This window comes from Microvirga arabica (assembly GCF_016811235.1).
Classification (GTDB): Bacteria; Pseudomonadota; Alphaproteobacteria; order Rhizobiales; family Beijerinckiaceae; genus Microvirga; species Microvirga arabica.
In genome coordinates this window covers 1-23,933 of the sequence record NZ_JAFBID010000033.1, presented here as the reverse complement: position 1 = coordinate 23,933, position 23,933 = coordinate 1, and the positions used below count along the sequence as shown (strand labels likewise).

The window sequence follows — 23,933 nt, the reverse complement described above, 5'->3', positions numbered from 1 at the left end:
GGAAGGGGGCAAGGATGGCGCTTCACAAGGGCTCGTGCCATTGCGGCAAGGTCGCGTACGAGGTTGAGACTGATCTCGCGCAGGTGATCGAGTGCAACTGCTCGATCTGCCAGCGCAAGGGCTATCTTCTGACCTTCGTGCCGCGCGGAGCCTTGAATGTGATCCGCGGCGAGGAGAACCTTGCCACCTACACCTTCAACACGCACACGATCCAGCACCGCTTCTGCGCCACCTGTGGCGCGGCCACCTTCGGCGAAGGCAAGCAGCCGACGGGTGAGGCGATGGCGGCCATCAATGTGCGTTGCCTGGAGACGGTGGAGCTGTCGGAGATCAAGCCGGTCCCGTTCAACGGGCGGGATGTGAGAGGCTGACCTGTAACGTCATCCCGGACGAAGCACAGCGAAGATCCGGGATCGTAGGACGAATGTGGCGCGAGAACTCTCCTCCCCCTTGTGGGGAGGAGTTGGAGGTGGGGGTGCCGGCGCTTCGCTGGTCCAGTCCAGCGCTCACACCCCCACCCCGGCCGCTACGCGGCACCCCCTCCCCACAAGGGGGAGGGAAACAGCGCTCTATCCTGCACGCGATCTCGGATCGGCTCGCGCCGTCCGGGATGACGAGTGGTTGCTCGGCATTTCACGCCACGGCTTCCTGCGAACGCCGCAATCCCACATACTGGAATTCCGCATACATCAGCACCACCAGCGCCTGCGCAATCACGAAGGCATAGCCCGCGCTTGTTGGCGCAACCCAGCCGCTCACCAGAAGCAGAACGCTGTCGGCCACCCAAAGCGCGTTGCCCAGCACCACGGCCCATGCGATGGGCTTACTGATCGTCTCGCGCATTCCGAGCCAGCCGATGAAGCCCGCATAGGGCAGGAGGACGAGGCCTGCGATGCGCAGGAGCATCTCCGGCAGCCCGAGCACGCCGCTCAACGGGCCGGCACCGATCAGCATCAGGAGCCCGAAGGCGGCGCTGGTGGTGGCATCGGCCACGAGAGCCTGGCGAAGAAGCGGGGAGGAGTGGATGTTCATCATGGCTGTCTCCTGTGTTCCATCGGCTGAAGGCCTCAACCGTGGATGCAGGATTGCGCCAGGACGGAGCGCCGTCGATTACCTCCGAGGTCATGGAACACTGCCTCGCCTCAAGCTATGGTCCGCTCATGAAAACCGCGAGCCAACCCGTGAACAGCACCTTGCCTGTGGGCGATTATCTTCGTGAATGGCGCCAGCGCCGGCGCATGAGCCAGATGGACTTGGCACTCGAAGCCGAGATCTCCACCCGGCACCTGAGCTTCCTCGAGACGGGCCGCTCGCAGCCGAGCCGCGAGATGGTGCTGCTGCTGGCCGAAAAGCTCGACATGCCCCTGCGCGAGCGCAACATCATGCTGGTCTCGGCGGGCTATGCGCCGGTCTATTCGCAGCGTTCCCTCGACGATCCGGCGCTGGCGAGCATGCGCCAGGCGGTCGATCTCGTGTTGAGGGGGCACGATCCGTATCCGGCGCTCGCCGTCGACCGGCACTGGTCGCTGGTCTCCGCCAACGATGCGCTCGTGTCGCTGATCGGCGATGTGGATCCGGCCCTGATGAAGCCGCCCGTGAACGTGCTGCGCCTGAGCGTTCATCCGGCAGGGCTCGCCCGGCGCATCGTGAACTTCACCGAGTGGCGCAACCACCTCGTCCATCGCCTGCATCGGCAGGTGGATGCAACCGGCGACGCCGCGCTCGCGGCTCTCATCGAGGAGTTGCGCTCCTATCCGACGCCCGATGCGGCAGCCAGTGCCCCCAAGACAGGCCATGACTACGCCGGCATCGTCGTGCCGCTCCAGCTCACCACGGAGGAGGGCGTGCTGACCCTCTTCAGCACCACTACAATTTTCGGCACGCCGGTGGACGTGACCCTGTCGGAACTCGCCATCGAGGCCTTTTTCCCGGCCGATGCGCACACCGCGAATGCGTTGCGGCGTCTGGCCGAGAAGCGTCAGGCTGCCGCAGCCGCTGTCCGATAGAGCAAACCCGCCTTAACCACCCATCAACCTTAACCCGCGATAACTTTAAGCCGTCGGAGCCCTCCTGCTGGATGCTCCGGATTGTGCTTCGTTTTTGCAGGGTGTTGCGCGTGCGTCTTCCGTATCGTCGATCTCGGGTGAAATGGATCTGCGCCACCACGGCTCCCTGGGCGCTGGCCACGGGCTTGCTGATCTCGTTCACGGCATCGGCCAGCAACGATCTCCATTCCGGCGTGAGCTTCGCCCCGCGCAGTGCCACCGCCCGCCTCGTCGATACCGCCCTCGTGCCGCCCACCGGCGCCTCCGTGGCCGGGGGCAGGCTCGGAGTCGAGCGCGACATTCTCCGCACCCTGCCGCGTTACGACCTGCCGGACGAGATGGCCGATTCCGAACCTCTCAAGTCCGAGCGGAAGGCCGATGCGGGCACTGACGCGGTCATCGACCGTTCCCTGAAGAGCAACCCGCTGGTCGCACCGCATGCGACCCTGTCCCGCCGCGCCAAGCAGCTGCGCCCGGTTCTCAACCAGGCCGGCAGCGCCCGACTGCTCTACAGCCGCGACGAGGACCTCCTGCCGCCCACCGTCCTCATGGAGGGGCAGCTCGAAGAATTCGAGATGGAACAGGCCTTCGAGCCCTGGCAGGCGCCGGAATACACCACGACCCAGCAGGCCACCTCGGTGCAGTCGCCGGCTGCCGCTGCGGCCGGTTCGACCGGAGCCTCGTCCAGCCCGACGACACCGATGGTGAAGCGGGCCGTCACCCTGTCGTCGGCAACGCCGGCGCCCATGGATGCAACGCCCATGGAGATCGCCGCCGCCCCCGTGTCGCTGCAATCGCCGCGCCTCGACCGGGGCGAGGTGACCATCCTGCCGAAGAGCGACGATCCCGACCGCCCGCGCTATGCCGACCTGATCGACCCGGACAACATGAACAAGGAGCAGCGCTGCCTGGCCGAGGCGGTTTATTTCGAAGCGCGCAGCGAACCCTTGGAAGGGCAGGCGGCGGTCGCTCAGGTGATCCTGAACCGGGTGAAGAGCGGGTTGTATCCCTCATCCATCTGCGGCGTGGTCTACCAGAACCGCCACCGCCATCTCGCCTGCCAGTTCACCTTCGCCTGCGAGGGCAAGTCCCTGCGCATCCGCGATACCGAATCCTGGGAACGGGCGACGCGCGTGGCGAGCGCCGTGCTCGAAGGCAGGACCTATCTGGCCGATGTGGGCGGTGCCACCCACTACCATGCGAACTACGTTCGTCCTTCCTGGTCGCGCCGTTTGAAGAAAATGGACGTGATCGGCCGCCACATCTTCTACAAGCTCAAGCCGGGGCAGACTTAAGGTAAGCTTGGCCTGTACGTTTCGACACTAGGAGAAATGTAATGGAGTCGTAAAAGCTTGAGGTGCGATGTCTCAAGAGAGGGAATGATGGCGACGATCCGAAATGCTGTGCCGGGCGCCGGCTATGGAAACGTCTTTGTGGATTCCCTGATCTGGGGCGGCACGGCGTGGGACGCGGCCATCGAGCCGATCAAGGTCTATTTCGGCCAGAGCGGCGACTTCGCGGCGGCCAGTGCCCGCCATGGCGAAAGCGAGGTTTTGACCAGTGCGGCTCAGGCGCAGGACTGGACTCTTGCGGAAATGGAAGTCTTCGACTACGCGGCCGCCGTCTACGGGAGCGTCTGCGGCCTCAGGTTCCAGCTCGTCGATACGGTGAGCGCGGCCGACATCGTCTGGTGGAAGACAGCGATCGGCGGCAACACGCTCGGCATCCACGAACTGCCCGCCGGCGGGCAGGTCTGGGGATACTTCGATCCCTTCACGCCGTCTTGGAGCAACATGCATTTCGGGGGCGATGGCCTCAACACGGTGCTGCATGAACTCGGGCATGGCTTGGGTCTGGCGCATCCTCATGATGGCGGGGACGAGGGCGGCACCACTTTTCCCGGTGTGTCCGACGCTTCCCCGACCGGAACCTATGGCCTGAACCAGGGTGTCTGGACGGTCATGTCATACAACACCGGCTGGGATCGTGCCGGCTATGATGTGACCTATGGTAATCAAGCGGGACTAGGAGCCTTCGACATCGCAGCCCTGCAGGCTCTTTATGGAAAGAACATGGCAACGGGGGCGGGCAAGAATGTCTACACCTTGCCGACATGGAACCTGTTCACGGAGGAGCAGGGGTGGTTCTGCATCTGGGATGCGGGCGGGACGGACACGATCACGGCTGCGAATGCAGCGGCTGGCGTGCAGATCGACCTGCGGGCTGCGACCTTGAAGGCTGGCGATCGCAACGCGGGAGGGTTCATCTCGCGGGAGTCGAAAGTCGCCGGCGGCTTCACGATTGCGAATGGCGTGGTGATCGAGAACGCCACGGGCGGCCGCTCCAACGACAAGCTCTACGGAAATGCCGCAGCCAACACGCTGAAGGGCAATGGCGGCAAGGATAGCCTGTACGGCAGCTCCGGAAACGACATTCTCATGGGCGGAGCCGGGAGCGACATCCTGAGCGGAGGCTCCGGGAACGATGCGTTCGTCTTCAATACCAAATCCAGCAAGACCGCCAATTTGGACCGGATCTCCGACTTCAACGCCCGGTATGATGCCATCCGTCTGGAGAACGCGATCTTTAAAAAGATCGGCAAGGTCGGAACGCTGAAAAGCAAGCACTTTGAGGTTGGCACGAAGGCCGGCGACGCGGATGACTACATCATCTACAACAAGTCGAAGGGCATCCTGTATTACGATGCCGACGGGTCGGAACGAGGGCGCGCCGTCGAGATCGCCGTTCTGTCGAACAAGGCCAAGATAACGGCGGCCGATTTCATCGTAATCTGAAACTGGCAGATCGGCGTGACGAACCCACCCGATCCATCACAATGCGTCATACCAAACGCGACAAACTTTCAATTCTGCTGATGGGGAACTTGGGCTAGGGTGGCCCTCCAGTTTTGCGCCCTGAGGCCGTGACCATGCCCGCATCGACCGTCCGCTCCCGCGTCTCCCCGGAAATCATTGTCGTCTGCGGCTGCCTCATCGCCCTGATCACCTTTGGGCCCCGGGCTTCCTCGGGGCTGTTCCAGCTTCCGATGATCACCGAATACGGCTGGGGCCGCGACACCTTCGGCTTTGCCATCGCGATCCAGAACCTCCTTTGGGGCGTCGGCCAGCCCTTCGCCGGCGCGGTGGCGGACCGGTTCGGGGCCCTGCGGGTGCTGTGCGTGGGCGCTCTGCTCTATGCCCTCGGCCTCGTGGTCATGGCCTATGCGACCACGCCCGGCGTCCTGCATATCGGCGCGGGCGTGCTCATCGGCTTCGGCCTCTCCGGCTGCTCGTTCAACCTGGTGCTCGGCGCCTTCGGCAAGATCCTGCCGGAGAAGTGGCGCCCGATGGCCTTCGGCGCCGGCACCGCGGCGGGCTCCTTCGGCCAGTTTCTCTTCCCGCCCATCGGCAACGTGCTGATCGAGTCCTTCGGCTGGCAGCATACCCTTCTGGTTTTCGCCGCCAGCGTCCTCATCGTCATGCCCCTGGCGCTGGCGCTTGCGACCCGGCCCACCGGCGATACGGCTCAATCCGGGCCGGCCGCGGCTCCGAACCAGTCGATTGCCCAGGCCCTGTCAGAGGCCTTCAAGCATCGCTCCTACGTGCTGCTCGTGCTCGGCTTCTTCACCTGCGGCTTCCAACTCGCCTTCATCACCGTGCATCTGCCGGCCTACCTGAAGGATGCCGGCCTCTCGGCGGCCGTGGGCGGCTGGACGCTCGCCGTCATCGGCCTCGCCAATGCGGCCGGCTCCCTGGGCTCGGGCTGGCTTTCCACCCGCATGTCGAAGCGCTGGCTGCTGGCCTGGATCTATCTCGGGCGGTCGGTGGCGATTGCCGCCTTCATCCTGATTCCGGCCTCGCCCGTGACGTCGATCCTGTTCGGCATCTCAATCGGGTTGCTCTGGCTCTCCACCGTGCCGCCCACGTCATCCCTGGTGATGCTGATGTTCGGCACCCGCTACATGGCCATGCTCTACGGCTTTGCGTTCTTCTCGCACCAGGTCGGCGGCTTCCTCGGCGTGTGGCTCGGCGGCCTGCTCTACGAGATCAACGGCAATTACAGCATGGTCTGGTGGCTCTCCGTCCTGCTCGGCCTTCTGTCGGCCCTGATCAACCTGCCGATCAAGGAGCAGCCGGTCGATCGCGCCCCAGCGCTGCAGCCGGCGGAGTAGGCTCGCCTCCCTGCGAAGGGATGAGCCCTTCGCGCTTGTCCTCACCCTCTATCGCGCCACAAATGGGCACGGGGAGGAATCGGCATGAGCGCATTCAAAGCCGTCGTCATCGACAAGTCTGAGGCCGGACAGAGCGTCGGGATCCGTGAATTCAACGAGGCGGATCTGATGGACGGCGATGTCACCGTTCGCGTGTCGCACTCGACGCTGAACTACAAGGACGGGCTCGCGCTCACCGGCAAGGCCCCGGTGGTACGGCGCTTCCCGATGATCCCCGGCGTCGATCTCGCCGGCACCGTGGAAGCCTCCTCCAATCCCGAGTTCAAGCCCGGCGACGCCGTCGTCCTCAACGGCTGGGGACTGGGCGAGACGCATCTTGGCGCCTATGCCGAGAAGGTGCGCGTGAAGGGAGATTGGCTCATCCCGCTGCCCGAGAGCCTCTCGCCGCAGCAGGCCATGGCCGTCGGCACGGCCGGCTACACGGCGATGCTCTGCCTGATGGCCCTGGAGCGGCACGGCCTGCGTCCGGATCGCGGGCCCGCCATTGTCACGGGAGCCGTCGGCGGTGTGGGCTCGGTGGCGGTGGCGCTGCTCGCCAAGGCCGGTTGGCACGTGATCGCCTCGACCGGGCGGCCTGACGAAGCGGATTATCTTAAAAGCCTGGGTGCTGCCGAGATCCTCGATCGCAACGAACTCGCCGCACCCGGAAAGCCCCTCGCCAAGGAGCGCTGGGCCGCCGGCGTCGATACAGTCGGCACTACGACGCTGGCCAATGTGCTGTCCATGACGAAGTATGGCGGCGCCATTGCGGCTTGTGGGTTGGCCGGCGGCATGGACCTGCCCAGCACCGTCGCGCCCTTCATCCTGCGTAACGTGTCCCTGCTCGGGGTCGATTCAGTGATGGCCCCCAAGACGCTGCGGCTCGAGGCCTGGAACCGGATCGCCCGCGAGCTCGATCACGACACGCTCGCCGCCATGACCTCGACGATTCCGCTCGATGGGGTGCTGGAAGCAGGCCGGGAGATCGTGGCCGGGCGCATCAAGGGCCGGGTGGTGGTGGAGATCGGCTAGAGCATCGCGCGGACAACGCTTGCTCGTCATGGCCGGGCTTGTCCCGGCCATCTCGGTCAATTGAGCCTCAGCGTTTCACGTAATCGGGATCACCGGCACAAGGCCGGTGATGACACGAAGGGGAAGGCTGCTGATAGCTAGCCGACTTCGCTGAGCAGGGCGCCTTTCGTCCCGGCTCCCTCAATCCGCTTCTTCTGCTTGGCGATCTCGGTGGCCATGAAGTCCATGAAGGCCCGCACACGCGCGGACTGGCGCAGGTCCGGGTGGGTGAGGAGCCAGAGGCCGGCGGCGAAATCGGCGTTGATGTCCGACAGCCGCACGAGATTGGGGCTCGCATCGGCGATGAAGCAGGGCAGGGGGCCGATCCCGGTTCCGGCTTCCACCGCCTCGGAAAGGCCGAGCACCGTGTTGACCTTGTAGACGATGTTTTCCGGCGCCACGTGCTCGCGCACGAAACGGGCGACCTTCAGGGTCGCCAGGTTGTCACCCAGCGCCACCCAGTGCCGGTCGAAGAGATCGGTAAGGGTCACGTCTTCCGGTCCCCGGACATCGGGAAAATCCGCCTTCCGGCCATAGATCGCCCAAGCGATGGTGGCCACGCGCCGCCCCACCAGGGTCTCGGGCGGGTCGTCCGTGGCGCGGATCGCCACGTCGGCATCACGCTTCGAGAGGTTGAGGGCCTGGTTGGCGAGAACCACGTCGAGCCGCATCTCCGGGCAGGCCTTGATGAAGCGGGCGAAGATCGGTGTCAGCAGGTGGACGAGCAGCGTGTCGTTGGTAGTGACCCGCAGTTCACCCGCGGGCGCGACGGCTTGGCCTGCGAGCTTGCGGGTGAACGCCGTGACGTTCTCCTCCATCTGCTCGGCCAGGGACGTCATCTCCTCGCCGGCCGTGGTGAGCACGTAGCCGGTCCGGTGCCGCTCGAAGAGCTTGACCCCGAGGGTCTCCTCCATCTGGCCGAGACGCCGGAAAACCGTCGAGTGATTGACCCCAAGGCGTTCGGCCGCGCCTGCAAGCCCATTGGCTTCGGCGATGATCTTCACGAGCCGGAAGTCGTCCCATTCGAGATGCTGCTGCTTGGACATCGTTTGCATTCACGCAAGAGAGGCCCTGCATCTCTAGCACTGGTTTTGCAGAGGAGAAAGCTTATCCTCTTGGATGTCCAACACCCGCAGGGCAGTGCAGCCCAGGCCTCTCGTCAAGAGCGGCTAGGCAATGGCTGGCCTGCGTCTCAATCCAACCAATTGGAGTTCACATGACCAAGGTTCTGGTTCTTTATTATTCGTCCTGGGGGCACATCGAGCAGATGGCCTATGCCGCAGCCGAGGGCGCCCGCGAGGCCGGCGCCGAGGTCGTGGTGAAGCGCGTGCCGGAGCTCGTTCCGGCTGAGATCGCTCAGGCCGCCCACTACAAGACCGACCAGCAGGCGGCGATTGCCACCGTCGAAGAACTGCCGGAATACGATGCCATCATCATCGGAACGCCGACCCGCTACGGCACCATGACGGCTCAGATGAAGAACTTCCTCGATCAGACCGGCGGTCTGTGGGCGAAAGGCGCCCTCATCGGCAAGGTTGGCTCGGTCTTCACCTCCGCGGCCACCCAGCACGGCGGCCAGGAAGCCACCATCCTCACCACGCTGCCGGTGCTCCTGCACCACGGCATGGTGGTGGTGGGCCTGCCTTACTCGTTCCAGGGCCAGATGGGTGTCGACCAGATCCGCGGCGGCTCGCCCTACGGCGCCTCCACGACCGCCGGCGGCGACGGATCGCGCCAGCCGACCGAGGTCGATCTCGACGGCGCCCGCTTCCAGGGCCGGCACGTGGCTCAGATCGCCGCCAAGCTCGCGGCGAAGTAAGCGCCTCTTACGTCATGGCCGGGCTTGTCCCGGTCATCTCGATGCTGTGAGGCTCGACGGATCGAGATCACCGGCACAAGGCCGGTGATGACACGATGTGGGTTGATGAATTCCTCGGAGCAGTCACCGCTCCGCCGCAGCGCGCCTCAGGCGGTCATTGATGGCTTCGCCCAAGCCGGTCTCAGGGATCGGGCTCACCGCGATGGTCCCGGCCCCCGACGCGTCGAGCTGCCTCAGATAGGAAAACAGATGAGCGGCGGCCTCCATGAGGTCGCCGTTTTTGCTGAGGTTCAGGGCGGTGCGCGCTGCATCCGCGCCCTTAGGAGCATCCCGGCCGAACAGCAGGACGGCCTCATCGGCCTCGACGCTCGCAGCATTCAGGCGCACCCGCGCACGGGGGGCGTAATGGGACGCCAGCATGCCCGGAGCCAGCGGGCTCTTGCCGCCTTCCGCTCCGGCTTCAAGCTTCATCCCGATCAGGGCCTCGATGGCTTCCCGCGGCACGCCGCCCGGGCGCAGCAGGCGTGGGGTGTCGCTCAGGCAGGCAACGATGGTCGACTCCACGCCAACCTGTGACGATCCGCCGTCGAGCACCGCATCGATGCGCCCGTCGAGATCACCGAGCACATGGTCCGCATCCGTGGGGCTCACGCGCCCAGAGCGGTTGGCGGAGGGTGCGGCGACCGGGCGGCCTGTTGTCTGCAGGAGCGCGTGGGCGAGGGGATGGGCCGGCACGCGCAGGCCCACGCTGTCGAGACCGGCGCGGGCGAGGTCGGAGATGGTGCAGGTGGGCGCCACCGGCACCACGAGGGTGAGCGGGCCGGGCCAGAAGGCCTCTGCCAGGCGCCGGGCCGTCTCGTCGAAAACGCCCTGCTTCTGGGCGGATTCGAAGCTGTCGAGGTGGGAGATCAGCGGGTTGAAGCTCGGGCGCTCCTTGGCGGCATAGATGCCGGCCACGGCCTGCGCGTCCGTGGCATCGGCCCCGAGGCCGTAAACCGTCTCCGTCGGGAAGGCCACGAGGCCGCGCCGGCGCAGGATCTCCGCCGCGCGGGCAAGTCCGGCCTCGTCGGATGTCAGACGCTGCGTTTGGCGCATTGACCCAGGATTGTTCACGTCTAAACTATTCCTTGCCCGTGGGGAAAATCCCCTTGCCGGGCGGGTTTAGCGGCGCGAGAACACGCGTCAATATGAAAAGCCCTTACCGTTGAGAGGAACCGCCAATGACCTACCGCGCGCCCGTCCCCGACATCGTCTTTACCATGCGGCACGTGGCAGGGCTCGACCGTGCCGTGGCGGACGGCGTCTATGGCGACCTCTCCACGGATCTGGCCGAGACCATCCTGGAGGAGGCGGGCCGCTTCGCCAATGACGTGATCGCGCCTCTCAACCGCGAAGGCGACAAGCACGGCGTGGTCCTCAAGGACGGCGTTGTCACGACCGCTCCCGGTTGGAAGGAGGCCTATAAGGGCTGGACCGAGGCCGGTTGGAACGCGCTGCCCGGCCCGGTGGAATACGGCGGCCAGGGGCTGCCGACCCTGCTCAACTCGGCCTGCGTCGAGATGTGGAACGCTGCCTCCATGGCGTTCGGCATCGGCCCGGTGCTCACCATGGGGGCCATCGAGGCTCTGGTTCAGCACGGCTCGGAGGATCTCAAGAGCCGGTATCTCGAAAAGCTCGTCTCGGGTGAGTGGACCGCTACCATGAACCTCACGGAGCCGCACGCGGGCTCCGATCTCGCGGCCCTGCGCTCGCGCGCCGAGCCGGCGGGTGACGGCACCTACAGGGTCACGGGCCAGAAGATCTTCATCACCTACGGCGAACACGATCTCACCGACAACATCATCCATCTCGTGCTCGCGCGCCTGCCCGACGCGCCCGCCGGCACGCGCGGCATCTCCCTGTTCCTCGTGCCGAAATTCCTGCCCGATGGCACGCGCAACGATGTGCGGTGTCATTCAATCGAGCACAAGCTCGGCATCCATGCCTCGCCCACCTGCACCATGATCTTCGGCGACAACGGCGGCGCGGTCGGCTGGCTCGTCGGCGAGGAGAACCGCGGCCTCAACTGCATGTTCACGATGATGAACAACGCCCGTCTGGCTGTTGGCCTGCAGGGTGTGGCCATAGCCGAGCGTGCCTACCAGCAGGCGCTCGGCTATGCCAACGAGCGCAAGCAGGGCCGGGCCATCGGAGCGGTGGAGGGCATGAGCCCGATTGCCGTGCATCCGGACGTGCAGCGCAACCTGCTCACCATGAAGGCGCTCACCGCTGCGGCCCGTGCCATCTGCTACATGACGGCCGAGGCCATTGACCGCGCGCATCTCGAAGAAGACCCGGCACGCCGGAAGAAGGCGCATGAGCGTGCCTCCCTACTGACGCCCGTGGCCAAGGCCTTCTCGACGGATATCGGCATGGAGGCGGCCTCCATCGGTGTGCAGGTCCATGGCGGCATGGGGTTCATCGAGGAGACCGGCGCGGCGCAGCATTTCCGCGACGCGCGCATCGCGCCGATCTACGAGGGCACCAACGGCATCCAGGCCATCGACCTCGTCACCCGCAAGCTGCCGCTCTCCGGCGGCGAGGCGGTGCGGACGCAGATCGCCGCCATGCGCGCTACCGTCGCGCGCCTTCTCAAGGAAAGCACGCCCGCCTTCGGCATGACTGCGCCGCGTCTGCGCGATACCATTGAGAGCCTCGACAGGGCGACAAGCCATCTGCTGCGATCACTCTCGTCGAATGCGCAAGGCGAAGCGCTTGCCGGCGCAACGCCTTACCTGAGACTCTTCGCGCTCGCGCAAGGCGGCGCGGCCCTTGCTGAGATGGCGCTGGCAGCGAACGCGCAGGCCGCCGGGGGCGACACCGACCCGGCCCATGCCGGCCGCATCGCGCTCTGCCGCTTCTTCGCCGAGAACATCGCGGTCGGTGCGAAGGGGCTTGAGGAAACGGTCATGAGCGGTGCAGGCTTCCTGCAGGACGCAACCCTGGCACTCGCGAGCTGATCCCATGAGCCTCAACGGAAAAACCCTCTTCATCACCGGCGCCTCGCGCGGCATCGGCCTTGCCATCGGCCTGCGGGCGGCGAAGGACGGCGCGAACGTGGTCATCGCCGCGAAGACCGCGGAGCCGCATCCCAAGCTGCCGGGCACGATCTACACGGCCGCGCAGGAGATCGAGGCCGCGGGCGGCAAGGCGCTGCCGCTCGTGGTCGACGTGCGCGACGAGGAGGCAGTGAAGGCCGCGATCGCAAAAACGGTCGAGACTTTCGGCAGCCTCGACATCGTGGTCAACAACGCGAGCGCCATCAGCCTCACGCCGACGCCGCAGACCGACATGAAGCGCTTCGATCTGATGCACCAGATCAACACACGCGGCACCTACATGGTGTCGAAATACGCCATCCCGCATCTGGAAAAGGCCGAGAACCCGCACATCCTCATGCTCTCGCCGCCGCTGGACATGAGCGAGAAGTGGTTCGCGCCCCATCTCGCCTACAGCATGGCGAAGTACGGAATGAGCCTGTGCGTGCTGGGGCTTGCTGGCGAGTTGCGGGGGCAGGGCATCGCCGTCAACGCGCTCTGGCCGCGTACCACCATCGCGACCGCGGCGGTCAAGAACCTGCTCGGCGGCGACGCGCTCGTGCAGGCCAGCCGCACGCCGGAGATCCTGGCGGACGCGGCCTACACGATCTTCCAGAAGCCCTCGAAGGGCTTCTCAGGCCACTTCCTCATCGACGATGCCTTCCTGTACGGGGAGGGCGTCACCGATTTCGAGAAGTATCGGGTTGATGCGACGCAACCGCTTGCACCCGATTTCTTCGTGCCCGACGACACGCCGCCTCTGTCATCCTTGCGTTAGGTTCACTAACCATTGTTATTGTAGCGCCATCAGCCCTCCTCCCCGTGTGGGGAGGAGTTGGAGGTGGGGGTGTGGGCGAGAGCCTATCAGCGTTTGGCGCCAGCACCCCCACCCTGGCCCTCCCCACAAGGGGGAGGGGAGAAGAGCGGTCGTGAAGGGGCGAGAACGCGTATGATTTTGATCCACAGGCCAGCGCAGACGACGGGACCGGCCGGTCAGTCCCTCGACCGTTACGTCCTGCCGCCGGGAACGCCCATTCCCGACGATGCCCTGTGGATCGACCTGATCGAGCCCACCCGCGAGGAGGACAAGCTCGTCGAGGTCCATCTCAATATCGAGATCCCGACCCGGGAGGAGATGGCCGATATCGAGCCGTCCGAGATCCTCTATCACGAGAACAACGCGCGCTACATGACGGCGCGGGTCCTGTGCAGCTCCGAGACGGACACGCCGAAGCTCATCGACGTGTCGTTCATCCTCACCGAGCGGGCGCTCGTGACCGTTCGCTATGGCGAGCCGCGCTCCTTCAGCATGTTCATGGCCCGGGCTGGCAAGCCCGGCGGGTGCCGCCATCAGCCGGAGGCCGTGCTCGATGGTCTCATTGAGACCATCATCGATCGCGCGGCCGAAATCCTCGGTACGGTCGGCTCGCGCATCGACCGCCTGTCGCAGGCCATCTTCGAGAACGAGCGGCAGGGGGCCAAGCGCGCGGCGTCCTACCGCGCTGCGCTCAAGTCCATCGGCCGCAAGGGCGACATCATTTCCAACGTGCGCGAGAGCATGGTGTCGGTGGAGCGCATGCTGCTTTTTCTCTCGGCCAGCATGCCGCGGCCGCAGAAGGCCTCAGGCTATCAGTCCGAATGGCGCACGGCCCTGCGTGACGTGCAGTCCATCGAGGAGCACGCCACGTTCCTGTCCAACAAGATCCAGTTCCTGCTCGACGCGACGCTCGGCCTCGTCACCATCGAGCAGAACGACATCATCAAGATCTTCTCGGTCATGTCGGTGATCTTCCTGCCGCCGACCCTGGTCTCGTCGCTCTACGGCATGAACTTCAAGGTCATGCCCGAACTCGAATGGGATTTCGGCTATGCCTGGGCCATCACCCTCATGATCCTCGCCGCAGCGCTGCCCTATCTCTTCTTCCGCTGGAAACGGTGGTTGTAAATGCATTCACTGTCATTCCGGGGCGGCCAGAGGCCGAGCCCGGAATCCATAAACACGACGGTTCGAAGAGAGACACATCACGTTGCATATCGTCGTGCATCGTTAGCGGTTATCGATTCCGGGCTCCGCTCCGCGGCCCCGGAATGATGGTGACGAGCGGAGGGAGAAATAACCATGTGCGGGCGCTATGCGATCACGCTCCCACCCGAAACCTACCGGGAGTTCTACGGCTATTCGGAGCAGCCGAACTTTCCACCGCGCTACAACGTGGCTCCCACGCAGCCCGTGCCCATCGTGCTGGAGGATCGGGGCGAGCGGCATTTCATGCTGGTACGCTGGGGCTTCCTGCCCTCCTGGGTGAAGGACCCGAAGGATTTTCCGCTGGTCATCAACGCCCGCGGCGAGACCCTGCAGACGAAACCGACCTTCAAGGCGGCCCTGAAGCGCCGGCGCTGCATCTTCCTGACGGACGGCTTTTACGAGTGGCGACGGGAAGGGCGTGAGAAGACGCCGTTCCTGATCCGCCCCCGTGACCGCAGGCCCATGCCTCTCGCCGGCCTGTGGGAAACCTACAGCAGCCCGGATGGCGGCGAAATCGACACCGCGGCCATCGTGACAACGGACGCAAACGGAACGCTATCCGCCGTGCATCATCGCATGCCGGTGATCCTGTCGCCGGACGACATTAGCGCTTGGCTCGATGTGCGGGACGAGCGCGCCGACGTGATGCGCCTCGTGCGGCCATGCCCGGATGAGTGGATCGACATGGTGCCGGTCTCGAGCCGCGTGAACAAGGTCGAGAACGACGATCCGGGTCTGTTGGAGTCCCTGTCCGAGCCGGAGTCTGGACCCGTGACGGAGAAGAAGCCCAAAGCCAAGAAGCCGCTCTCCAGCGACGAGGATGAGCAGGGGAGTTTGTTTTAAGATCCCTCAGCAAACCGACAATCGTCATGGCCGGACTTGTTCCGGCCATCCACGTCTTAGGACCACAACGTTGCAAAAGACGTGGATCCCCGGGACATGCCCGGGGATGACGCAGAGCGTGAGATTGAGGGGGCCTACCGCCGCTTCTTCGCCACGTCGCGGCGCAGGATGCCCACGACTTCCAGGTGCGGTGAGTGCTTGAACTGGTCGACGGGGATCACGCGCTCCAGGCGGTAGCCACCGGCCATCAGGATGGACGCATCGCGGGCGAAGGTGGCAGGATCACAGGAGACGCTCACCACGAGCGGCACTTTCGACACGGCGATCTGCTTCACCTGCGCTTCCGCGCCCGCACGGGGCGGATCGAGCACCACTGCGTCGTAGGCATTGAGCTCCGGCGTGAGCAGCGGCCGGCGGAAGAGATCGCGCGCTTCCGTCGAGATCCGGCGAAGACCCGGCGTGGCGCGGGACGCCTTGTCAAGCGCCGCCATCGAACCCTTGTCGAACTCGACCGCATGAACCTCCGCCTTTTCCGCGAGGCGCAGGGAGAAGGGCCCCGATCCGGCAAAGAGATCGACCACGCGCTTGGCCTTCGCGCAGGCTTCCGTCACGAGCCCTGCGAGCACCTCCTCGCCGAGCTTCGTTGCCTGCAGGAACGAGCCCGCAGGCGGCACCACGGAGGCGCGGCCCATGACGATCGCAGGCGGACGACGCTCCACGATCACGTCGCCATGAATCGACAGGCGCGAGAGGTCGAGCGAACTCGCGAGATCGATGAGCTTCAGGCGCTCCGCATCCTTCATGGCACCATAACCGCGCACATCCACGTCGAAGCCGGTCTGCGTCTGCGTGATCTGGATGTCGAGCGGCTTGCGCGGGCCTTTCAAGTGCTCGCCGATGGCGCGGGCGATGCCTGGCGCCTGCTCCTTCAGGCCGGGCTCCGCAATCGGACAAAAGGCGATCTCGACGATCTGGTGGCTGCGCGGCGCCATGTAGCCCACATGCATGGCGCGGTCAGGAAAGCGCACGTGCAGCGTCACGCGACGCCGGCCCTCGCCGTGAGCATCGACGAGCGGCGCGATGGGCGCTTCGATCCGCGCCTGGCTCAAGGTGTGCGCAAGGATCTCCTGCTTCCAGGTCTGATAGAAGCCGTGCTTCATGTGCTGCGTGGCGCAGCCGCCGCAGGCGTCGAAATAGGGGCAGAATGGCGTCTCGCGCTCGGGCGAGGAAACATCGACGCTCACAAGACGCGCGTGCGATCCGTCGCGCTCCACCGTCACGGTCTCGCCCGGCAGCACCTTCGGCACGAAGATGGAATCGGAAGCGCTCTCGGCGATGCCGTCGGCTTTTGCGCCGAGGCGCCTGATGTTGACCTGTTCAGCCACGTCGGGCTCCCAATAAAAACTCGCGGTTTCCATCCCCACCCTCGATGGGCGAGGGGATGAGCCCCATAACCTCGAAGCCGAGCGAGGCCACGAAAGCTCTCATATACTCGCACACGGCGCGGTGCACGGTCTCATCGCGCACGATCCCTTTCTTCACGAGATCGCGCCCGGCTTCGAATTGCGGTTTCACGAGAACGGCCAGTTCGGCTTGAGGTTTCAGCAGGGCGACGGCTGCCGGCAGAACCAGCTTGAGCGAGATGAAGCTCACATCTGAGACAAGAAGATCCGCCGCTTGAGGGATGAGGTCCGCATTCAGCGCGCGGGCATCCGTTCCTTCCAGATTGGTGACGCGCGCATGGCCGGCGATGGTGGGGTGAAGCTGGCCGTGTCCCACATCCACCGCATAGACATGCGCCGCGCCCCGGTTGAGCAGCACCTCCGTGAAGCCGCCCGTGGAGGCCCCGATGTCGAGGCAGATCTTGTCCTTCGGGTCGATCTGGAACACGTCGAGGGCCGCTGCCAGCTTCACGCCGCCGCGGGACACGTAAGGGTGCGGCTGCTCGGCCGTGATCACCGCCTCCTCCGGTACGGTGTCGGAGGCCTTGCGGATGACGGCGCCGTTCACAGTGACGAGGCCGGCGGCAATCGCCTCCTGCGCTCGGGCGCGGCTTGTGAAGAAGCCGCGCTCGACCAGGGCCACATCGGCACGCTTGCGGGTCATTGAAGTCTCACATCCATGTGCGTTCACGATCTCTTCATGGGCAGGAACCGGGCCCGGCCCTAAATCATCTCTCGTTCACAAGCTTCCCACAGCCAACGGAGATCCCATGATCAGCCGTCGCCACCTCCTGACAGGCGCCACCCTGCTGGCCGCCAGCGCTGCCATTCCCCGCGCCTGGGCGCAAGCCCCATCGGGTCCCTTCAAGCTCGATCCGTTGCCCTATGCCCCGTCCAAGAACGAGCCGCACATCGACGCTCAGACCATGGAACTGCACCATGGCAAGCACCATGCGGCCTACGTGACCAACCTCAACACGGCGCTGGCCCAGAATGCCGAGGCGGCCAAGATGCCGCTGCACGAGATGCTGGCAAAGATCGGCGAATTGCCGGAATCCATCCGCACGGCGGTGCGCAACAACGGCGGCGGCCACGCCAATCACACCATGTTCTGGCAGATCATGGGCGGCCAGGGCGGTGAGCCTTCGGGCGAGCTCAAGAGTGCCATCGACCGCGATCTCGGCGGTTTTGCGAAGTTCCAGGAGGACTTCAATGCCGCAGGCACCCGGCAGTTCGGGTCCGGTTGGGTCTTCGTGACCGTCACCCGCGACGGCAAGCTCGGCCTCGTGAACAAGCCCAACCAGGACACGCCCCTCATGGACGGGCAGCGGGTTCTCATGGGCAATGACGTGTGGGAGCACGCCTATTACCTGAAGTACCAGAACCGCCGGGCGGACTACCTGAAAGCATGGTGGAACGTGCTCGACTGGAACCGGATCGGCGAACGCTATGCGGCTGCGAAGGCCGGGACGCTGACGATTTAGCCTTGCACGCCGCCATCCATTCGCTCGACGTCATGCCCGGCCTTGTGCCGGGTATCCACGTGTTACTTTCTTAGGACGCAAAGACGTGGATGGCCGGGACGAGCCCGGCCATGACGGTGAGGGGATGGGTCTTCTTAAGCCCGAACCTTGCGGGTCTCTTCCTGCCCAAGCGCCTCGAACACCTTGGTCACGATGCCAGCCGCATCGAGCCCTGCCTTGGCATACATGCGCTCCGGCTTGTCCTGATCGATGTAGAGGTCAGGCAGCACCATGGAGCGCACCTTCAGGGTGCCGCGGTCGAGGGCGCCTTTGTCCGCGAGGAGCTGCAGCACATAGGAGCCGAAGCCGCCGACGGAGCCTTCCTCCACGGTGATCAGCACCTCATGGTCGTGGGCAAGGCGCAGGATCAACTCCTCGTCGAGAGGCTTCGCGAAGCGGGCATCGGCCACGGTGGTGGAGAGGCCACGCGCTTCAAGCTCCTCGGCGGCCTTGAGAGCCTCTGCGAGCCGTGTGCCGAGCGACAGGATGGCGATGCGGCTGCCCTCCTTCACCACCCGGCCGCGGCCGATGGCGAGCGGCACGCCCTGCTCGGGCATGTCGACGCCCACACCCTCGCCGCGCGGGTAGCGGAAGGCGATGGGTCCGGAATCGTAGGCCGCGGCGGTGGCCACCATGTGGACGAGCTCGGCCTCGTCGGCCGCTGCCATCACCACCATGTTCGGCAGGCAGCCGAGATAGGCGATGTCGAAGGAGCCCGCATGGGTGGGGCCGTCCGCGCCCACGAGGCCTGCCCGATCCAGGGCGAAGCGCACGGGCAGGTTCTGGATCGCCACGTCGTGCACCACCTGGTCGTAGGCGCGCTGCAGGAAGGTGGAATAGATGGCGCAGAACGGCTTGTAACCTTCCGTGGCCATCCCGGCGGCGAACGTGACCGCATGCTGCTCGGCAATGCCCACATCGAAGGTTCGGGTGGGGAATTCCTTGCCGAAGAGGTCGATCCCCGTGCCCGACGGCATGGCGGCCGTGACGGCTACGATCTTGTCGTCCTTCCGCGCTTCCTTCGTCAGGCTCTCGCCGAAGACCTTGGTGTAGGCGGGAGCGTTGGCTTTGGCCTTGGTCTGGGCGCCCGTCACCACGTCGAAGGTGACGACGCCGTGGTACTTGTCGGCCGCTTCTTCCGCCGGCGCGTAGCCCTTGCCCTTCTTCGTCACCACATGGACGAGGATCGGGCCGGTCTCGGAATCGCGGACGTTCTTCAGGATCGGAAGCAGGTGGTCGAGGTTGTGGCCGTCGATGGGGCCGACGTAGTAGAAGCCCAGCTCCTCGAACATGGTGCCGCCGGTCCAGAAGCCGCGGGCGAATTCCTCGGCGCGCTGTGCCTTCTCGTAGATGAATTTCGGCAGCTTCTTGGCCAACTGCTTGGCGGTCTCGCGCAGGCCCCGATAGGCGCCGCCGGAGACGAGGCGGGCGAGATAGGACGACATGGCGCCGGTGGGCGGCGCGATCGACATGTCGTTGTCGTTGAGGATCACGATGAGGCGCGAATGCATGGCGCCTGCATTGTTCATAGCCTCATAAGCCATGCCGGCCGACATGGCGCCGTCGCCGATCACGGCGATGACGTTGTTCTTTCCGCCCTCCAGATCCCGCGCCACGGCCATGCCGAGGCCGGCCGAGATCGACGTGGAGGAATGGGCAGCCCCGAAGGGATCGTATTCGCTCTCCTGGCGCTTGGTGAAGCCCGACAGGCCGTCCGCTTGGCGCAGGGTGCGGATACGGTCGCGGCGGCCCGTGAGGATCTTGTGAGGGTAGGCCTGGTGACCCACGTCCCAGATCAGCCGGTCGCGGGGGGTGTCAAAGACGTAGTGCAGCGCCACGGTCAGCTCGACCACGCCCAAGCCTGCTCCCAGGTGTCCGCCCGTGACGGAAACCGCGCTGATTGTCTCCGTCCGCAGCTCATCCGCCACCTGGCGGAGCTGGCTCTCGGGCAACTGACGCAGATCGTCTGGGGTGTTGAGGGTGTCGAGGAGGGGTGTGGACAACGTTTTACTCGCCAAGCTTCGACCGAAGGCCAGATGAAGGAGATAGGGGCTTAACCGGGGAGGGTCAAATCGGAAACCTCGCTCCATCTATCCGGGCGGCTGGGTTGTGCCTCAGGTAGGGCGGAGGCAACCTGTCGCACCAGCCCAAGGGAGCCGCAGCGTGGCCTTCACGCAGTGGCCGTCAAGACTCCCTTGCTCCTGGCGTTTGGCAGGCTGCCGTTAGATCACGATTGGTTGAAAACACGGAATCGAAGTGCTAGAGGGCGAGCATTCCCGAAATACTGTTCCAGACCCCCATGGGGACAAAGTCTGCCGGTTCTGATGACGTTCGACACCTCCCGACTGACTGTCTCCACCTCCCTGGTTCGCAAGCACCTTGCCGATCGTGGTCGGCTTCACGTGCTGAGCGCAGCAGCCTTCGTTCTCTTTGTCGTTGCCATCTTCTTCGCCAGGGGCGGAAAGGCCCCCGGCCTGTCTGTCTCGCCCATTTTTGCCGGGGCACTTCTGGCTTTCGCCAGCGGGGCGGCCGCGCAGACGCTGCGGAAAAACCTGTGGCTCTGGCTCTCCCTCAGTTTTCTGGTCGCATGGCAGGCGGCAGGCGCCCTGTTCGGGGATATGCCACGGTCGGTCGACGATTTGTCCAAAATCGGATTGCTGGCCGCGTTCTTTCTGTTTGCCGTACAGACGTCTCGGGTCCTAAGCACCCGGCAGATCCTCTGGATCATTGCCGGCATAGGCGCGGCAAGCGCCTTCCTGTCGATCATCGTCCATGTTCTGAAAGCTCCGGATCTCATGGACCGCATGATCCCCCTCGGGCGGGGCGGCAATCCCATTCCCGGTGCCGGAGCACTCGCCAGCGCACTCATCGCTACGGTGGCGCTTTGGCTGGAAGAGAAGAGCCGGGACGGGAGGACAATAGTCACCCTCCTGATGCTGGCGGTGCCGCTGGTGACCGGTCTCGTCCTGACCCAGAGCCGGGGCCCGCTCGTCGCCCTCTGCTTGGCCCTGCCGCTTGCTTTGCTGTTTGAACGGCGCGGCCAGCTTGTCGTGCTCATGGCGTGCCTGGCGAGCTGGCTCATCGTGACAGGCCTCGTGATTTTCGAGCCGACCATCAAGGCCATCATCTGCGGCGACAACAGTGACTGGTGCCGGCCCTCGAACCGCAACCAGGTATGGGAACTCGTTCGCGATCAGATCGCACTCCATCCCATTCTGGGCAGCGGGCCGGAGTTCCGGTTTCCCTATGAATGGTTGAGCCATGCCCATAACGGTCTTTTCGGGATTGCCCTTTATTTCGGTCTCGGAGGACTTGTTGCATCCGGTCTCATGATTGCAGGCTACGCCCGGTGCCTCGCCCGCGGGACGGACGACACCTTGCGGTTCTTCGGCCTCGCGTCGCTCATCTTCTCGTTCGGCTATATGGGGGCCGACCTGCCGAATCCGTTCGCGTTCTTCAACACGCATTACCTGTTCATGTGGTTCCCTATCCTGCTCGTTCTGGCGCGCGATAGGTCCTCATTCAACGTCAAAGCGATGTCTGCGGCTCCTGTGCCCGGCACCGCCCAGCGCATTTAACGGATCGCGATGGCTCGACACCATTCCGCCCTTCACCGGACCTTCGATCTCAAGCCCATCGCGTTCCGCGTGATGAAGGGGCTCACGGGCTCTAGTCCGGCGTTGCGGAAGGCCGTCTCGTTCTTTCCGGATTTCGGCTGGCCGGATGACGGGAAGGTGAGGCTTATCGAGGACAGCGTTCACCCCTTCCGTCTGATGCAGAGCCGGTACGACCGGCAGCGCGCCTTCGTCAGCGAGCACAATGTCGATGTGATGAAGCCGTCCTGCCGGTTCACGGAACCGGATTCCGCCCACCGGGTGGTCGCCCTGCTGTCGGGCATCCTGGTCCCCGGCCATACTCTGACACCCGTGGATGCGGCCACGGGACGGCAGCTGTCCTTCGACACGACATCGGACAGCAACTGGAACTTCGCCCATCCGGCGCCTGCGGCCTTTCACACGCGCCGCGTGGGCGGAATTGTTGCTGCGATTCCGCCTTATTCCCATTACGGCCATCTGCTCACCGATGTTCTGATGCCGCTGTGCCATGCTCTCAATCGGGGTGCCGTGGCCCCGGGGGAGACCCTCACCATAGCCACGGCACGATCCGTCAATCCGCTGGTCCTGAGCTTCATCGACGGCCTGCGCCGCAAAGGCCTTTCCATCGATCATGTGAGGCTCGCGCCCTGGGAACGGATCCAGACGGATTCCTACCTCTACGCGCGCACCCATTGCTGCAATGTCGAGAGGCTTTTTGCGACGCCCGAGGCGATTGAGTTCGCCCGCTCGCTCTTCGAGGCTGCATACCAGGATCGACAGCTCCCCGAGCCTGCGCCACGAATCTACCTGACCCGGGGCGACACGCGCCTGCGCCGGGTGGACGGAGAGGTCGCCCTGATGGAGGGGCTGCGCCAGCGCGGGTTTCAGATCGTTCAGGCATCCTGGTCGAACCACTACGAGCAGATGCAGTGGTTCGGCAAAGCCCAGATCGTCATGGGGGTCCACGGGGCAGGCCTTGCCAACATTCTCTGGGCGCAGCGCCAGCCTCTGCTCATCGAGCTGATGGCGCAGAACGGGCGCAAGAGCACGGGCCTGCATTGGGCTGCCGAAGCGGGTGCCGATTACGAGCCGGTGATCGGCGGAGCCGAGGGACAGAAGCAGGCCTTCGCCATCGATCCCGACGCCGTGCTCCGGGATGTCGACGCGGCCATCGAGCGGAGCCGCGCCCCCTGAGACTCTGCAGGATGCGCTAGTTATCCACGTCCAGCGGGGCCGTGCCCGAGGCGGCGCCGTCGGGCCCGATGGTGATCTTCTCGATCCGGGCTTCGGCCTTTTTCAGCAATTGCTCGCAATGCTTCTTCAGGGCCTCGCCGCGCTCATAGATCGCAATCGAATCCTCGAGAGGCACGTCGCCGCGCTCGAGGCGCCGCACGATCTCCTCCAATTCGGCCAGAGCCTTCTCGAAGGGGAGTGTCTTGATGGAGGCGGTGTCGGTCATGCGGCTGTCCGTAAAATGTCTGCTTGAGGCAATGTCACGCTGGATTGCGGCATTGCCGGGTCGATGGGCAATCGCTCTGTGATAGACGAGACCGGCGGCGATGAGAACAAGGCCAGCCAAGAAATGAGGGGACGCGCATGGCCGCCCCGGGGAGGCCCGGCTAGCTGTCGCCGAGCCGCAACAGGAAGGGCGTACCCTCCATAGCCTCGGCCCCGCGCCCGATCGACCGGATCGCATCCACCATTCGCCCCCGTCGGCCGAGAAGGTCGTCAGCGAGCGCGACGAAGCGGGCGTTCGGGGTGGCGCTGGGGGAAGCCTTGCGCAGGGCAGCCGCAATGTCTGCCTCGTCCCGCTCCGGCGCCAGCGCGCAGGCCGCGATGTACGCGGCGGCGGTCGAGCGGCTGATCCCGGCCCAGCAATGGAGCACGAGGGGGCTCTCCCGGCCCCATGTGCGGGTGAAGGCGAGCAACTGCTCCATGTGCTCGGCTCCCGCGAGCACATAGCCGTCGAGCGGCTCCACGATGTCGCTGACGCCGATGAAGAGATGGCGCCCGGCCTTGATGCCCGTGAGGCGAGGCACCTCGGCGCCGGCTCCCAAGAGGCTCACCACATGGCTGGCGCGGGTCGCGGCCACGGTGTCGTGCAGGCGGGAGAGAGGGCAGACGTGGATGGTCGGCATGGATCTTCAGCTCATTGAGTTCGGCTCGTCCTACACGATTCGGATCGCAACTGCCGTTAAAACGAACTCTGACCTCATCCTGAGGAGGCGCAAAGCGCCGTCTCGAAGGAGCTTTCAGAGAGCACTGGATGATCCTTCGAGAC

22 protein-coding genes are annotated in these 23,933 nt (G+C 65.0%); 14 read left to right on the top strand and 8 right to left on the bottom strand.

Features of this window, described 5'->3' with window-relative positions; genetic code table 11:
• Positions 1–14: 14 nt before the first annotated feature.
• Entirely contained in the window at positions 15–371 is a 357-nt protein-coding gene (locus JQC81_RS16945) for a GFA family protein (protein ID WP_203272965.1), read from the top strand.
• A gap of 262 nt (positions 372–633) precedes the next feature.
• On the opposite strand, the gene JQC81_RS16940 is transcribed toward JQC81_RS16945, so the two are convergent.
• Positions 634–1,035 (bottom strand): hypothetical protein, encoded by a 402-nt coding sequence (locus JQC81_RS16940; protein ID WP_203272964.1) that lies wholly within the window; start codon positions 1,033–1,035, stop codon positions 634–636.
• 125 nt (positions 1,036–1,160) lie between these two features.
• On the opposite strand from JQC81_RS16940, the gene JQC81_RS16935 reads away from it, so the two are divergent.
• The 5 genes from JQC81_RS16935 to acuI all read left to right on the top strand — a co-directional run bounded on the left by JQC81_RS16935 (position 1,161) and on the right by acuI (position 7,287).
• Entirely contained in the window at positions 1,161–2,006 is an 846-nt protein-coding gene (locus JQC81_RS16935; protein WP_246520492.1) for a helix-turn-helix domain-containing protein, read from the top strand.
• 80 nt (positions 2,007–2,086) lie between these two features.
• Entirely contained in the window at positions 2,087–3,340 is a 1,254-nt protein-coding gene (locus JQC81_RS16930) for a cell wall hydrolase (RefSeq protein WP_203272996.1), read from the top strand.
• Positions 3,341–3,427: 87 nt separating this feature from the next.
• Entirely contained in the window at positions 3,428–4,840 is a 1,413-nt protein-coding gene (locus tag JQC81_RS33885; protein ID WP_203272963.1) for a M10 family metallopeptidase, read from the top strand.
• A gap of 134 nt (positions 4,841–4,974) precedes the next feature.
• Positions 4,975–6,216, top strand: coding sequence for an MFS transporter (locus JQC81_RS16920; protein ID WP_203272962.1), 1,242 nt, complete (start codon positions 4,975–4,977; stop codon positions 6,214–6,216).
• Between the two features lie 84 nt (positions 6,217–6,300).
• Positions 6,301–7,287 carry an acrylyl-CoA reductase (NADPH) gene (gene acuI / locus JQC81_RS16915; RefSeq protein WP_203272961.1) on the top strand — a complete coding sequence of 329 codons (987 nt, stop codon included), beginning with the start codon at positions 6,301–6,303 and terminating at the stop codon, positions 7,285–7,287.
• Between the two features lie 137 nt (positions 7,288–7,424).
• Here acuI and JQC81_RS16910 read toward each other — a convergent pair whose 3' ends face one another.
• Positions 7,425–8,372 (bottom strand): LysR family transcriptional regulator, encoded by a 948-nt coding sequence (locus JQC81_RS16910; RefSeq protein WP_203272960.1) that lies wholly within the window; start codon positions 8,370–8,372, stop codon positions 7,425–7,427.
• Between the two features lie 170 nt (positions 8,373–8,542).
• Here JQC81_RS16910 and wrbA point away from each other — a divergent pair, with 170 nt between their 5' ends.
• Complete coding sequence (gene wrbA / locus JQC81_RS16905; protein WP_203272959.1) at positions 8,543–9,145, top strand: NAD(P)H:quinone oxidoreductase; 603 nt, start codon at positions 8,543–8,545, stop codon at positions 9,143–9,145.
• A 123-nt stretch (positions 9,146–9,268) separates the two neighbouring features.
• Here the strand turns inward: wrbA and JQC81_RS16900 are convergent, their stop codons facing one another.
• Positions 9,269–10,258 (bottom strand): L-threonylcarbamoyladenylate synthase, encoded by a 990-nt coding sequence (locus JQC81_RS16900; RefSeq protein ID WP_376772415.1) that lies wholly within the window; start codon positions 10,256–10,258, stop codon positions 9,269–9,271.
• Positions 10,259–10,365: 107 nt separating this feature from the next.
• On the opposite strand from JQC81_RS16900, the gene JQC81_RS16895 reads away from it, so the two are divergent.
• The 4 genes from JQC81_RS16895 (at position 10,366) to JQC81_RS16880 (ending at position 15,091) form a co-directional block, all read left to right on the top strand.
• Positions 10,366–12,144: an acyl-CoA dehydrogenase family protein gene (locus JQC81_RS16895; RefSeq protein WP_203272958.1), complete on the top strand. Its 1,779-nt coding sequence runs from the start codon at positions 10,366–10,368 to the stop codon at positions 12,142–12,144.
• A 4-nt stretch (positions 12,145–12,148) separates the two neighbouring features.
• Complete coding sequence (locus JQC81_RS16890; RefSeq protein ID WP_203272957.1) at positions 12,149–13,000, top strand: SDR family oxidoreductase; 852 nt, start codon at positions 12,149–12,151, stop codon at positions 12,998–13,000.
• A 171-nt stretch (positions 13,001–13,171) separates the two neighbouring features.
• Positions 13,172–14,167, top strand: a complete 996-nt coding sequence (locus JQC81_RS16885) for a magnesium transporter CorA family protein (protein WP_203272956.1) — start codon at positions 13,172–13,174, stop codon at positions 14,165–14,167.
• Positions 14,168–14,341: 174 nt separating this feature from the next.
• Positions 14,342–15,091, top strand: coding sequence for an SOS response-associated peptidase (locus tag JQC81_RS16880; protein WP_203272955.1), 750 nt, complete (start codon positions 14,342–14,344; stop codon positions 15,089–15,091).
• A 134-nt stretch (positions 15,092–15,225) separates the two neighbouring features.
• Here JQC81_RS16880 and JQC81_RS16875 read toward each other — a convergent pair whose 3' ends face one another.
• Both JQC81_RS16875 and JQC81_RS16870 read right to left on the bottom strand, forming a co-directional pair.
• Entirely contained in the window at positions 15,226–16,476 is a 1,251-nt protein-coding gene (locus JQC81_RS16875; RefSeq protein WP_312887541.1) for a class I SAM-dependent RNA methyltransferase, read from the bottom strand.
• The gene (locus JQC81_RS16870) at positions 16,469–17,197 is read right to left on the bottom strand and encodes a TlyA family RNA methyltransferase (protein ID WP_203272953.1); all 729 of its coding nucleotides are present in this window, start codon (positions 17,195–17,197) and stop codon (positions 16,469–16,471) included. Before JQC81_RS16870 ends, JQC81_RS16875 begins: the two co-directional genes overlap by 8 nt.
• Positions 17,198–17,303: 106 nt before the next feature.
• On the opposite strand from JQC81_RS16870, the gene JQC81_RS16865 reads away from it, so the two are divergent.
• Positions 17,304–18,017: a superoxide dismutase gene (locus JQC81_RS16865; RefSeq protein ID WP_203272952.1), complete on the top strand. Its 714-nt coding sequence runs from the start codon at positions 17,304–17,306 to the stop codon at positions 18,015–18,017.
• A gap of 134 nt (positions 18,018–18,151) precedes the next feature.
• Here the strand turns inward: JQC81_RS16865 and dxs are convergent, their stop codons facing one another.
• On the bottom strand, positions 18,152–20,059 hold the full coding sequence (gene dxs / locus JQC81_RS16860; RefSeq protein WP_203272951.1) for a 1-deoxy-D-xylulose-5-phosphate synthase: 1,908 nt from the start codon (positions 20,057–20,059) through the stop codon (positions 18,152–18,154).
• Between the two features lie 321 nt (positions 20,060–20,380).
• On the opposite strand from dxs, the gene JQC81_RS16855 reads away from it, so the two are divergent.
• Complete coding sequence (locus tag JQC81_RS16855; RefSeq protein ID WP_203272950.1) at positions 20,381–21,634, top strand: O-antigen ligase family protein; 1,254 nt, start codon at positions 20,381–20,383, stop codon at positions 21,632–21,634.
• Between the two features lie 9 nt (positions 21,635–21,643).
• Positions 21,644–22,846 carry a glycosyltransferase family 61 protein gene (locus JQC81_RS16850; protein ID WP_203272949.1) on the top strand — a complete coding sequence of 401 codons (1,203 nt, stop codon included), beginning with the start codon at positions 21,644–21,646 and terminating at the stop codon, positions 22,844–22,846.
• A 16-nt stretch (positions 22,847–22,862) separates the two neighbouring features.
• Here the strand turns inward: JQC81_RS16850 and JQC81_RS16845 are convergent, their stop codons facing one another.
• Both JQC81_RS16845 and JQC81_RS16840 read right to left on the bottom strand, forming a co-directional pair.
• Positions 22,863–23,111 (bottom strand): exodeoxyribonuclease VII small subunit, encoded by a 249-nt coding sequence (locus tag JQC81_RS16845; protein ID WP_190844970.1) that lies wholly within the window; start codon positions 23,109–23,111, stop codon positions 22,863–22,865.
• Between the two features lie 160 nt (positions 23,112–23,271).
• Positions 23,272–23,790 carry a tyrosine phosphatase family protein gene (locus JQC81_RS16840; protein WP_203272948.1) on the bottom strand — a complete coding sequence of 173 codons (519 nt, stop codon included), beginning with the start codon at positions 23,788–23,790 and terminating at the stop codon, positions 23,272–23,274.
• Positions 23,791–23,933: the final 143 nt, after the last annotated feature.

Bases quoted from the DNA above. Each gene is read 5' to 3' on its own strand.
- JQC81_RS16940 (WP_203272964.1), bottom strand. From the start codon at position 1,035: ATGATGAACATCCACTCCTCCCCGCTTCTTCGCCAGGCTCTCGTGGCC.
- JQC81_RS16880 (WP_203272955.1), top strand. From the start codon at position 14,342: ATGTGCGGGCGCTATGCGATCACGCTCCCACCCGAAACCTACCGGGAG.
- JQC81_RS16890 (WP_203272957.1), top strand. From the start codon at position 12,149: ATGAGCCTCAACGGAAAAACCCTCTTCATCACCGGCGCCTCGCGCGGC.
- JQC81_RS16935 (WP_246520492.1), top strand. From the start codon at position 1,161: ATGAAAACCGCGAGCCAACCCGTGAACAGCACCTTGCCTGTGGGCGAT.
- JQC81_RS16845 (WP_190844970.1), bottom strand. From the start codon at position 23,111: ATGACCGACACCGCCTCCATCAAGACACTCCCCTTCGAGAAGGCTCTG.
- JQC81_RS16885 (WP_203272956.1), top strand. From the start codon at position 13,172: ATGATTTTGATCCACAGGCCAGCGCAGACGACGGGACCGGCCGGTCAG.
- JQC81_RS16945 (WP_203272965.1), top strand. From the start codon at position 15: ATGGCGCTTCACAAGGGCTCGTGCCATTGCGGCAAGGTCGCGTACGAG.
- wrbA (WP_203272959.1), top strand. From the start codon at position 8,543: ATGACCAAGGTTCTGGTTCTTTATTATTCGTCCTGGGGGCACATCGAG.
- JQC81_RS16910 (WP_203272960.1), bottom strand. From the start codon at position 8,372: ATGTCCAAGCAGCAGCATCTCGAATGGGACGACTTCCGGCTCGTGAAG.
- JQC81_RS16855 (WP_203272950.1), top strand. From the start codon at position 20,381: ATGACGTTCGACACCTCCCGACTGACTGTCTCCACCTCCCTGGTTCGC.
- JQC81_RS16895 (WP_203272958.1), top strand. From the start codon at position 10,366: ATGACCTACCGCGCGCCCGTCCCCGACATCGTCTTTACCATGCGGCAC.
- JQC81_RS16865 (WP_203272952.1), top strand. From the start codon at position 17,304: ATGATCAGCCGTCGCCACCTCCTGACAGGCGCCACCCTGCTGGCCGCC.
- JQC81_RS16870 (WP_203272953.1), bottom strand. From the start codon at position 17,197: ATGACCCGCAAGCGTGCCGATGTGGCCCTGGTCGAGCGCGGCTTCTTC.
- JQC81_RS16920 (WP_203272962.1), top strand. From the start codon at position 4,975: ATGCCCGCATCGACCGTCCGCTCCCGCGTCTCCCCGGAAATCATTGTC.
- JQC81_RS16850 (WP_203272949.1), top strand. From the start codon at position 21,644: ATGGCTCGACACCATTCCGCCCTTCACCGGACCTTCGATCTCAAGCCC.
- JQC81_RS33885 (WP_203272963.1), top strand. From the start codon at position 3,428: ATGGCGACGATCCGAAATGCTGTGCCGGGCGCCGGCTATGGAAACGTC.
- acuI (WP_203272961.1), top strand. From the start codon at position 6,301: ATGAGCGCATTCAAAGCCGTCGTCATCGACAAGTCTGAGGCCGGACAG.
- JQC81_RS16840 (WP_203272948.1), bottom strand. From the start codon at position 23,790: ATGCCGACCATCCACGTCTGCCCTCTCTCCCGCCTGCACGACACCGTG.